The sequence below is a fragment of the Mycolicibacillus koreensis genome (assembly GCF_002104795.1).
GTDB classification, from domain to species: Bacteria; Actinomycetota; Actinomycetes; order Mycobacteriales; family Mycobacteriaceae; genus Mycobacterium; species Mycobacterium koreense.
The window spans coordinates 1-10744 of record NZ_NCXO01000072.1 but is presented as its reverse complement, the minus strand read 5'-3'; the positions used below and the strand labels follow the sequence as shown (position 1 = coordinate 10744).

The window sequence follows — 10744 nt, the reverse complement described above, 5'->3', positions numbered from 1 at the left end:
TGGTCACTCCGGGGCGGGTGCCGGAATCGATCTGGTCACGCCGCACCCAGGTCAGCAGGGTCTGCGCCGTGCCGATCCCCAATTTGGCCGCGACTGACTCGATCGCGGCCCACTCCGAGGAGTACTGGTCGCGCACCTCGGCGACCATCCGCACGGCCCGTTCACGCAGCTCGGCCGGATACTTCTTCGAACTTCCCACGACTCCATCCTTCACAAGAGATGAAGTCTCCGGACTCACCGGGGCGGTTCAGAGTGAGCCGATGGCCCGAAGCAAGCGCCGCGCGTTCGGCCGACTCCGTCAGCGCCCAGGCGGACGGTGGCAAGCCGGCTACGTCGGGCCTGACGGCAACCTGCACATGGCGCCGCGCACCTTCAGCCGCGAGTCCGACGCCGAAGGCTGGCTAGCCCAGGAGCGCCGGAAAATCGACCTCGGCACCTGGGGCGCCGTTGAACGCTCCGATGGGGTGACGCTGACCGCCTACGCCGATCGCTGGCTTGAGCAGCGCAACCTACGCCCCCGCACTCGCCAGTTGTATCGGTCGCTGCTCGACCGGCTCATCCTGCCCGACCTCGGCGCAATCAAGTTGGCAACGTTGAGCCCGGCCCGCGTGCGTCAATGGCACGCCGAACTGGGCACCGACGCGCCGACCCGCAATGCGCACGCCTATTCACTGCTACACGCGATCTGCGCCACCGCCGTACAAGATGAACTCCTCGACGGCAATCCCTGCCGCATCCCGAAGGCATCCCAGACCAAGAGGCGCCGCCAGGTCGACGTGCTCACCCCGGCCGAACTCGACCGGCTCGCCGCCAAGATGCCCAAACGCCTACAGATGAGCGTGACACTCGCGGCGTGGTGCGGGCTGCGCTGGGGCGAAACGTCCGAACTCCGCAGAAAAGACGTTGAATCAGATTGCAGCGCGATACACATCCGGCGGGCGGTGACCTACCGGGATGGCGGCTGTCACGTCGGGGAACCGAAGACCAGTGCCGGGATCCGCACGGTCGCAGTGCCGCCGCACGTTCGGCCGGCGCTGAAAAAGCACCTAACCGCGCACGTCGCCAAGGGCGGCGAGTCGCTGCTGTTCTCTCGCCCTGACGGCTCCCATGTCCTACACCACCACTATCAATACCCTTGGGAGGCAGCACGGAAGGCCATCGGACGGCCCACGCTGCGAGTCCACGATTTACGCCACCTCGGCGCGGTCCTGGCCGCCCAGTCCGGGGCCACCACCGCCGAGTTGATGCACCGGCTCGGCCACACCACCCCGGCGATGGCAATGCAGTACCAGCATGTCGCCGAGGGGCGTGACGCTGAAATCGCCGATCGGCTTTCGAGGCTGGCGACAGGGGGAGGCAACGGATGAATCGTCAGGAGTCATGGGATGAAGCGGTCGGCCACTACCGAGCGGGCGTCAAGGGGGCGTTACTGGCTGAATACCGTTGCCGCAGCAAGGGGTGCTTGCTCATGCACGTCTGGCAAGCCCCACGAGGGTTGGAGTTCTTCGCTCCGTCATCCCGGGTTCCCGACCGGGGCGTAACAGCCGGTCAGTGGCATTGGCTCGGATACAACCGGCCGGACAAGCGGCACACCGGCGACCGGGCCGGCGGACTCGAAGACCTTGCGGACATGCATGCCGGCGGCTGGCTTTGGATGCTGTGCGAACACGTCAGGCAACACGAGTGGGTCGACGACATTCGCCGCGACTGCGCGAAGGGCGCTCCCGGTGACCCGGCGAAAGTATTTCTCCCCCGTCCCGACCGCGGGGCACAATGACACACATCGGGGCGTGGTTGCACAGTCTCGGACACGTCATGCTGTATTCTGAGCCGCAGTAAGGTTCACGCCCGGCAGACCTGCCAGAACCGAGTCCGATTGGGCCGCTCGGAAACCGCCAAGGTGGTTTCCCTATGCCCACGGCATCTATTAATCGGCGCGAGCGCCGTCACCCCGAACTCATCGGCCTGAACGAAGCCGCCGAACGCTGCGGCGTCCACTACCGCACCATCCGCAGGTGGGTATCTGCGGGCCATCTGGAAGCCGTGCGCGTCGGTCCCCGGCTGCTCAAGGTCGACGCCGACAAACTCGACGCTCTCATGCGGCCGGTCGGCGGTGGCGCCCGATGATCGCACCGCAGCGGGGAGGCCCCCCGAAAGAAGAAGCCGGCCCCGCCACAGGACCGGCAACCTCGACAAACATCAACCGTGGCACCCAGTCTAGCGAACGACTCGCCTCCCGTCAGGTCAGTTGGTGGTTTGTCCATGAGTTCGTCGAGGCCGCTGTGGCTCAGGCCAACTGCGGGCCGATTCCGACCGCCGGCACGCCGAGCTGGTGCGAGCTGAGCGATGGCGACCCGCGGAAACTGCTGGCCGTCGCGGTGGCCGGCGAACACCATGCGTTGCGCGTCGAGGTGGCCCAGGCCGCTGCCGCCGAAGCATCGAGCGCCGTGAGCGCGGCCGCCGACTGGCCCAAGGTCGCCCGCGAGATCCAGCAGCGCCGCGGTAGTGGGCGCATCGAGCGGGAGGGGGTGTCGCGATGAGTCCTGCCGATGATTACGCCGACGACCTCCGCGACTGGTACGCCGAGGACAACCCTGACGGCGCCACGCTGCTCGATGACATCCGAAAATTCCTCGGCCGATTCGTCGCCTACCCGAGCAGTCACGCGCTCACCGCACATGTGCTGTGGATTGCCCACTCCTGGCTGATGCCGCATTGGGAATCGACGCCGCGCATGGCATTTCTGTCACCGGAGCCGGGTTCAGGGAAGTCTCGTGCCCTGGAGGTCACCGAACCGTTGGTGCCGCGTCCGGTGCACGCAGTCAACACGACACCCGCCTACCTGTTCCGCAAGGTCTCCGACGAGGACGGCGCTCCGACCATTCTCTACGACGAGATTGACACGGTGTTCGGTCCGAAAGCCAAGGACAATGAGGACATCCGCGGGATGCTCAACGCCGGCCACCGCAAGGGTGCCACCGCTGGCCGGTGCGTCATGCGCGGCAAGATTGTTGAGACCGAGGAGCTGCCCGCCTACTGCGCGGTCATGCTCGCTGGACTCGATGATCTTCCCGACACGATCATGACCCGCTCGGTGGTGGTGCGGATGCGGCGCCGCGCACCCGACGAGCATGTCGAGCCGTGGCGGCCGCGGGTCAACCATCCCGAGGCGCACGCGCTGCGGGACCGACTCGCTGCATGGTCAGCGTCAGAGGACATCACCGAACGGTTGGCCGGCGATTTTTGGCCTGACATCCCCGAGCAGGTCACCGACCGTGACGCCGACGTGTGGGAGGCGCTGCTGACGGTCGCGGACCTCGCCGGCGGCAATTGGCCCAAGCAAGCCCGTGTAGCGGCCGTAGCGCTTGTAGCGGCATCCAAAGAGAGGGCACCCACAATCGGTGTTCTGCTGCTGAAGGACATCAAGCAGGTGTTCGATGACACGGCCACCGACCGGCTGACCACCGAACAACTGTTGTCTGGCCTCAACCGACTGGAGGAATCTCCCTGGTCAACGATTCGCCGCGGTGAACCGCTCGACAGCCGCGGCCTGTCTCAACGCCTTCGCAAGTACGACATCGGGTCGAAGAAACACGTGGGGGAGCGCGGACTCCACGGGTATGTCGTGACACAGTTCGCCGACGCATGGTCTCGGTACCTTCCCCCGGCACCCGGTACATCCGGTACATCGGGTACATCCGACCCACCACAAGACGAACCTGGTCCGCATGTACCGGATGTACCAAGTGTTTCCGGTCCCAGCCCCGCAGACCCAATAGCGGGCGGAGCCGATGTAGCGGATGAGTCCGCATCTACCCCCGATGGGTGCACCGACTGCGGCGTCAACCCGCAGGTGGTCGGAACACGCTGCCGAAGGTGCGAGCAAATCAACGCCGCCGTCATGTCGGGATACGACCAGTGACCCCCGCAACCGCCACCCAACGCCGCTGCCGGGACTGCCGGCAACCCCTCGACGCCGCGCACGCCTGGCGGTGCCACGAATGCCTCGAACGCCGCATCGAACGCACCCGCAGGAGGAACCAATGAGCCGCGGAACACGGGGGCCGAACTGGCCCACCCACCGCCAGAGGGCGCGCCAGCCCCGGCGTCACATCGAACCGGAACCCGCACCCGAACCGCGGGAGTGGTGGCGCCACCATCACTACGCGACCAGCGACCCAGACGCCGAGTGGCGACAATGAGCGTCCAGCACTGGCCCGGCGTCGTCGTCGTGTCCGGGCCGGCACTCCGCGCCGCGGCCGACGCCGTACTCATCGCCATTGCCCACCGGCGCCGAAACGGACTACCCCGCAGCGGCGCCTACGACGCGCTAGCCAGGGCGTTCCTAGGCGCCATGTCCGACAACGGACAAACGGACACCGCCGATGTCGCAATCCCCGAAACTGAAACCATGATGGTCGCGATCGGCGAAGCGGCAGCCACCCTCGGCGTCTCCCAGAGACACGCGCGCCGCCTAGCACCCCAGCTCGGCGGCAAACGCATCGGTGGCCGCTGGTTCCTCGACACCCAAGCCATCGACGAACATCTCGAAGGGACATTGCAGCATGGCTGACAGCGACAAACTCCGCGACCGCGTAGTCGACTATCTGGCTTCCCTCACCAGCGACGAACTCGCCGCCCTACTCGCCGAAGCCCGCCCCTCGCCATACCCGGCCAACTGGGCCACCTTCCGCTAACCACTCGCAAGCACCAGGAGACGAAAAATGGCATTCAGCATGCTCGGCGCCGGCGCAATCATCAACCACGCCAACGCCGCCAACATCCCCGTACCTACCGCACTCACGCGCCTCGTCGATGCGGTGCGCACCATCGCCCGCACCCCCGCAACACCCAACACCGACCCACTCGCCGCCCTGGTCGACGCAGTCACCGACGGCACCCTCACCGACACCAGCCTGACCAAGCTCATCGACGCCGCCGCCCTCGACCAAACCCGCGTCAACTTCCGAAACGAACTAGGCCGCCGCGCCGAGTCCGCCTTCATGGCCCGCTTCCACCGCGAACTCCGCGACGGAGCAGCGGACGCCATCCTCGACGCCGCCCGCCCCAAATTCGACGCAGCGATTAAGGGCATCGCATCGGCCGCTGAACGCATCGACCCCGGCGTCTCCGCTGACCAGTTCCTCGCAACCGCCGACGCCGCCGGCCTGAAGCTCTGGCAGGGCCTCAACGCCGACGTCACCACCGCCAACAGCATCGCCCAGCTCGCCGCACTGTTCGCCCCCGGCGGCTCCGCGGAACTCATCAAACGCCCCGGTGGCCCCAGCCTCGGCGAACTCGCCAACTGGATCCACCCCCGAGCAGTCATGTGCAGCACCAGCGACATCGACCTGTTCAAAGCCAGCGAACTGTTCCACAAACGCGACGGTCAGCACCGCCAATCCGTGTGGTTCCGGCTCACCGACACAGCACAACTCAACACCATCGACGCCGCCCGCGAACGCTTCCGCGCCTGGGCCGAACACACCTTCGACGCCCACCAGGCCGCCGCGCCCAAGCACTACCGCAGCGTTGACGGTGAACTCATCGAACGCGAACCCCAACCCAACCCCTACCGCCTCGAAGACGCCACGCCTAGGAGCGCGCGATGACCAACACCGAACCCGACACCGACGACACCGAACAGCAACACCCACCCCGAGTCGCCGACCTCCGCTCAGCGTTCGGCAACACCGACCCCAATCGATACCACAACCCGCCCTACCCGACAGCATGGGGCTACCAATGACCACGCAGCGCGTCTGGCCGTGCCGCGCCGCGTACCTGCCCCCGACCCGCCGCCGCGCTAACTGGTGGGCGCGCAGCGGGCTCGGGGGCACCCAAACCACCCCGCCGACCCAAAGGGGGTGGGCCGTGACCCCGACCCGCCCCCTCCCGCCCCTCTCGGCATAGGCGTTCCGAGGGGGAGCCACCGACAAAAAATCGACCTATGAGCCGCTGACAGCCCGCTGACGAAAGGACCGCGCCGATGTCTGATACCCCGGCCGCACCGCGTGGGTTGAAGGCTGCCGGGCGCCGGTTGTGGCGTTCGACGGTGGAAAGGTTTGTGCTGGCAGAACACGAATTGGTGTTGTTGCGGGAGGCGTGCCGGACTGCGGATGCGCTGGATGCGTTGCAGTCCCATGTTGACTCCGAAGGGGTGTTGGATGAGTCGCCACAGGGGCGTCGGGCGCATCCTGCACTGGTCGAAATTCGGCAACAAAGAGCCCTTTTTGGGCGGATTTTGGCTCAATTGGGGGTTCCTACGGGCGATGAATCCGACGATGAGAGCGATGAGGGGACGCGACGGGGTCGGCGCCCGGCCCCGCCGGTTTATGGGATTACGGGGGCGGTGTCGTGAGGCGCCGGCGGCCGGTGGTCAAGTCGGGTCCGGCCCACGCGCTGGTGGATTCGGCGAACTGGCCGCGCTGTGAACGCTACGACGGCGCCGAGCAAGCGTGCTGGTGCTACTTCGCCGACGAGCACGAGCAAGTTGGGGCGGAGGGTTGGCCTGGCGGCAAGGCCGGCCACTTCGCTGACTTTCTGAGCGTGACGTTGCAGCACGATTGCAACGCCGCCTGGCGGCCCGCCGCTACGCATCCGGCGCCCGAGGAGGATTAACCGATGCCCATATTCGTCGACGTCATAACCCGACTCGAGGAGCGGTCCGCCAAGGAATCCGCCAAGCGGATCGAGACGACCTTCGCCGATGCCGGTAAGAGCGCGGGCACCGAGTTCTCGCGGAACGTGACCGCCGAGATGGACCGGGCGAGCAAGGCTGTCGATCAGGTTGGCCGGCAGATGTTGCAGGGTTTCGGGGCGCACGGCCTGGCTGCTGGACGCGAGTTCGGGGGTGCGTTCGGCTCGCAGTTGACTCGTTCGATTCCTGGTGTCAGCGGGTTTACGTCGGCGATGGCGGGCTACGAGGGGGCGGCCGGGAAGGTTGGTGCGCTGGCGGGGCGGGCGCTGGGTTTGGCGTTCACTGCCGCTGCTGGTGGTTTGATCGGTGCCGCCGGGTACACGCTGTTCAAGGGTTTCGAGCGGTACAAGTCGATTGATGCGGCGACGAACCGGCTGAACAACCTCAACCGTGTTCTGGAGTCGACCGGCAAGGCGACCATCAACGTCGAGCAGGCGATGAAGACGGTCAACGATGTTGTCGAGGGCACCCCGTATGCGTTGGATAAGGCGTTCGGTATCGCCACCCGCGCCCTGTCGTCGAACACGGGTGACCTGAAACGGTTCATGACTGACGTGTCGGATGCGGCCGGGTTCGCCGGCGCCGACATCGACAACATCGGTGACGCTTTCTTGAATATCGCCAACACCGGCAAGGTGTCGATGGAGGAGCTGACCAACCAGCTCCGTGATCTGCCGATCCAGTCCTGGCTTGCCGAGACGATGGGCAAGTCAGGCGATGAGATCGCCAAGATGATTTCCAAGGGTCAGGTCGGCCTAGAAGATCTGCTCAAAACAGTGGAGGAGCACGCTTCGGGGTTCGCCAAGTCTGCCGGCGACACCATCGAGGGCACCATCGGCAACCTGCAAACCGCGTTCGCCCGCCTGGGTGCGAACTTCCTAGGCGCGGTGTTCGGTAAGCCCACCGACGACGTGAACGATTTGAAGACCGCCCTGGATGCGTTCACCGACCGCATCAACGACCTGGGTGCGTGGGTGACCGCACATCAGGACGACATCAAGAACTTCTTCGAGTCCGCCATCGACGTGGCGACCACACTCGGTGGGCTTGTCGCTGACATTGCCGACCTCATCGGCGGCTGGGAGCCGCTGATTCTGGCCGCGGGTGCTGCGTTCGTGACGTGGAAGACCGCAGGAGCTATCGGCGCGGCGGCTGAGCTGGCGTCGAATCTGGGGCTGGTCACCACCCGCCTCGCCGGGATTCCGGGTCTCGCCGGGGCGGCAGCGGCGGCGCTGGCCACTATCTCGATTCCGACCGCCATCGGCCACAAGGCCGCCGAGAAAGTCACCGGCGAAGACATCCCCTGGTACACGCCGCTGCAGGTCGGGGCGAGCTACATCACCGAGCCGAGCCAGCTCTGGAAGGGGATGAACGACCAGAACAAGCACCGGATGCGTCCTAGCGAGTTCCCGGCCCCCGGTGAGGCGGATTCCCCTTCGCAGGGTTTGTTAGACAAACTGTTTCCGGGGTTTGACCCAGGTGCAGAGAAGCCGCCACCTCACAACTTCTACAAGGATTGGTATCCGAACCTGGTGGCGCCGGACCCGACCGGACCCGCGGGTGCCCCGATTGTGGCACCCCCCGGTGACAGCGCTGACGGCAAGGGCGCGAAAGGCCCGCGGCTACCCGAGGCTCCGGTTCTGCCCTATGACCCGTCCGCGCTGCCTCCGGGGATTCCCGGCGCCCCACGGACCGCGGCGATCATGTCGGCCGAGTCGTCGTGGATCGAGGCGAACCACAAGCTGGCCGAGAAGAAGGCCCGCTTGAATCAGCTCGAGCAGACCAACGCCGCCACCGCCGAGGATCTAATCAAGGCCCGCAACGATGTTGCCAAGGCCGAACGGGATCAGCAGCAGGCAGATGCACGACTGCGGGAAGCCCAGGAGTCGCAGGCCAAGAAATTCACCAAGACGATGCACGGCGTCACCGCCGACCTCGGCGACATCGGCACCCAGCTTGATTCCGATTTCGGCATCAGCAAGGGCCTGGCCGGCATCGCGGAGAACATCACCAAGTTCCTCGCCGGCCTGGCGTTCGCCCCGATGATGGGTGCCCTGTCAGCTATCTCGCAGGCAAACCCGATTCAGGGCGGGCACGGGCTGATGGGCATCCTCGGCGCGCAGAACATGGCCGCCCGCGGAATCTACAGCAACGTCGGCAGCGGCTCGATGGGCGATATGGGCTATGCGGCAGCAGCGCTCGGCCCGGCGGCGCTCCAGCCTTATCCCGGCGGCGGGAATGTGGCCGCGATGATGGCGTTGGCGCAGGCATCGAGTGGACGGGTGAAGTACGCGCCCGCCTCCGATCTGGTGAACGGTCTCGCGGACTGTTCCGGGTCGATCTCTGACCTGGTGGAGATGTTGCAGACGGGGAAAACGTCACCGGGGCGGTTGTTCACCACCACGAACTTTGCGTCTGATGCCGAGGCGGCAAAGCTCGGGTTCCTGCCCGGCTACATGCCTGGCGCGCTGAATGTCGGTGTCAACCCGTATCCGGGGCAGAGCGGTCACATGGCTGCGACCCTGCCGAATGGTGTCGCGTTCGAGGGCGGCGGTAACACTGGTGGCGGCGCCCAATACGGGGGGCCGGCTGTTGGTGCGCTCGACCCGCAATTCGAGAAGCACTACTACATGCCGGTAGGGCCGACCACGCCGTCCTATATTCCGGCGACACCTTCCTACGGGCCTTCTCCCGGCCCCACCCCGACGAACGTGCCGTTCCCGAATCCCGGCAGCGGCACGGCGTTCACCGGCCCGCCTGGGCTGTCCGTCAACACCGGTGTCGCTCCCGTCGCCGGTCCCGGCGGGCCCGGATTCACCGGCATGGACGGTCTGCCAATGGAAGCCGCGATGACCGCAGCCCAAGGGCTGGATCTGCTGATGCCAGGCGCCGGTCAGGCCGCACAAATCGGCATGAAGCTCGCCAACCGCGCTGTGGGCTACATGGGTCAGGTCGCCGGCATCGGCGTGTCCGGGCTGATGGAAACCCTGCTTCCCTCCGGCTCGCCGCTGGCGAACTTCGGTAACTCCTGGTTTGGCCGCCTGGCGTCCGGGTTCGCCGGGGCACGCCCCGCTTTGCCGAACATGGCCGGTCAGCAGGCCCCGCCGCTGCAGGGCGGCCAGGACGGGCAGCAGCAGCCGGGCCAGCAGCAGGGCGACACGAACATCACGGTCAACAACAACCGGATGACCGAAGACGGGCAAGGCCGCGACCTGGAGCGGCACCTGCGCATCGCGAATTCGGGCCCAGGCCGCTAAGAACGGAGAGACACCATGAACTGTGAACCGTGCGCGTTGCGCCAAGCCGGCAACACCACCGCCGCTGATCGAATCGAGGCCATCCGCTTCCAGCGCCTCGCCCTGGCGGTCGTTTCCGGGGCCAGCCTCGACGCCGCCGGCGGGATCGCCAACGAGTTCGGTGGGTGCTTCGACTGCGTCGCCCGAGCTGCCGCGTCCTTCCTGGGCTCCTACGTCAGCGCGTTCACCGCCCTGGCCGGCGGTGCCGAGAGCGCCGCAGCCGCCATCGAGCAAGGACTGATGCGCGACCTCGACGCCCAGTAGCCGCTGCAGTCACCGTCACCATGACGGCAACTGACACGCCCAGCGTGACGGTCGCAACGCTCATCGTTGCAACTGCCGCGCGCTACGAAGAGTCTGAACTGCCTACGCTCGTAGGTAGTTCATGGACTGAGCTTCGCTCCAGCCTCAAGGCCGAAAAGGACGCCGCAGACAACGTGCCGGTCGAGCCTCCCGTCGCACCGGCTCGACATCGGTGGGGCTAGGTGACAATTTATTGCCACCTGCTGCAATCTCCTGCCTCACCGTCTCTCGGTTGAAGCCCGGTTGCTCGTCCGTACCGCAAGGACGGCCAACTGAAACTTTCCGCAACTGCGGAAAGTTCTTCCTCAGACTCTTCGTAGCGCGCACCGCACACGCGCAGAAAACGGCCCCCTAGATTCCCTCCAGAGGGTTGCGTCCACCAGAGTGGTGTACGAGTCGGGACCTGATCTTGGTGACCGGCGTGTCGTAGCCAAATGATTGAAGG

General features: G+C 66.2%; 10 protein-coding genes and 1 pseudogene. 10 read left to right on the top strand and 1 reads right to left on the bottom strand.

All coding sequences use genetic code 11. The annotated features are described in order from the left end of the window. Positions 1 to 148, bottom strand: a pseudogene (locus B8W67_RS19225) (IS3-like element ISMyma3 family transposase); the annotation flags it as partial. A 112-nt stretch (positions 149 to 260) separates the two neighbouring features. Here B8W67_RS19225 and B8W67_RS19220 point away from each other — a divergent pair. From B8W67_RS19220 to B8W67_RS19170, 10 genes are all read left to right on the top strand, one after another. Further along, positions 261 to 1367: a tyrosine-type recombinase/integrase gene (locus B8W67_RS19220; protein ID WP_085305726.1), complete on the top strand. Its 1107-nt coding sequence runs from the start codon at positions 261 to 263 to the stop codon at positions 1365 to 1367. 544 nt (positions 1368 to 1911) lie between these two features. Beyond that, positions 1912 to 2127 (top strand): excisionase family DNA-binding protein, encoded by a 216-nt coding sequence (locus B8W67_RS19215; protein ID WP_085305724.1) that lies wholly within the window; start codon positions 1912 to 1914, stop codon positions 2125 to 2127. Next, positions 2124 to 2540: a DUF2742 domain-containing protein gene (locus tag B8W67_RS19210; protein WP_085305722.1), complete on the top strand. Its 417-nt coding sequence runs from the start codon at positions 2124 to 2126 to the stop codon at positions 2538 to 2540. Before B8W67_RS19215 ends, B8W67_RS19210 begins: the two co-directional genes overlap by 4 nt. Then, a complete protein-coding gene (locus B8W67_RS19205; RefSeq protein WP_085305720.1) occupies positions 2537 to 3922 on the top strand; it encodes a DUF3631 domain-containing protein in 1386 nt (461 codons plus the stop codon). Before B8W67_RS19210 ends, B8W67_RS19205 begins: the two co-directional genes overlap by 4 nt. Positions 3923 to 4198: 276 nt before the next feature. Then, on the top strand, positions 4199 to 4573 hold the full coding sequence (locus B8W67_RS19195; RefSeq protein ID WP_085305717.1) for a helix-turn-helix domain-containing protein: 375 nt from the start codon (positions 4199 to 4201) through the stop codon (positions 4571 to 4573). Beyond that, complete coding sequence (locus B8W67_RS21595) at positions 4566 to 4697, top strand: hypothetical protein (RefSeq protein ID WP_264033564.1); 132 nt, start codon at positions 4566 to 4568, stop codon at positions 4695 to 4697. Before B8W67_RS19195 ends, B8W67_RS21595 begins: the two co-directional genes overlap by 8 nt. A gap of 27 nt (positions 4698 to 4724) precedes the next feature. Further along, the gene (locus B8W67_RS19190) at positions 4725 to 5612 is read left to right on the top strand and encodes a hypothetical protein (RefSeq protein ID WP_085305715.1); all 888 of its coding nucleotides are present in this window, start codon (positions 4725 to 4727) and stop codon (positions 5610 to 5612) included. Next, positions 5609 to 5749 (top strand): hypothetical protein, encoded by a 141-nt coding sequence (locus B8W67_RS21030; RefSeq protein ID WP_163796988.1) that lies wholly within the window; start codon positions 5609 to 5611, stop codon positions 5747 to 5749. The genes B8W67_RS19190 and B8W67_RS21030 overlap by 4 nt, the downstream gene beginning before the upstream one ends. Positions 5750 to 6624: 875 nt before the next feature. Continuing rightward, on the top strand, positions 6625 to 9957 hold the full coding sequence (locus B8W67_RS19175; RefSeq protein ID WP_085305709.1) for a tape measure protein: 3333 nt from the start codon (positions 6625 to 6627) through the stop codon (positions 9955 to 9957). A gap of 15 nt (positions 9958 to 9972) precedes the next feature. Next, positions 9973 to 10260 carry a hypothetical protein gene (locus B8W67_RS19170; protein WP_085305707.1) on the top strand — a complete coding sequence of 96 codons (288 nt, stop codon included), beginning with the start codon at positions 9973 to 9975 and terminating at the stop codon, positions 10258 to 10260. Positions 10261 to 10744: the final 484 nt, after the last annotated feature.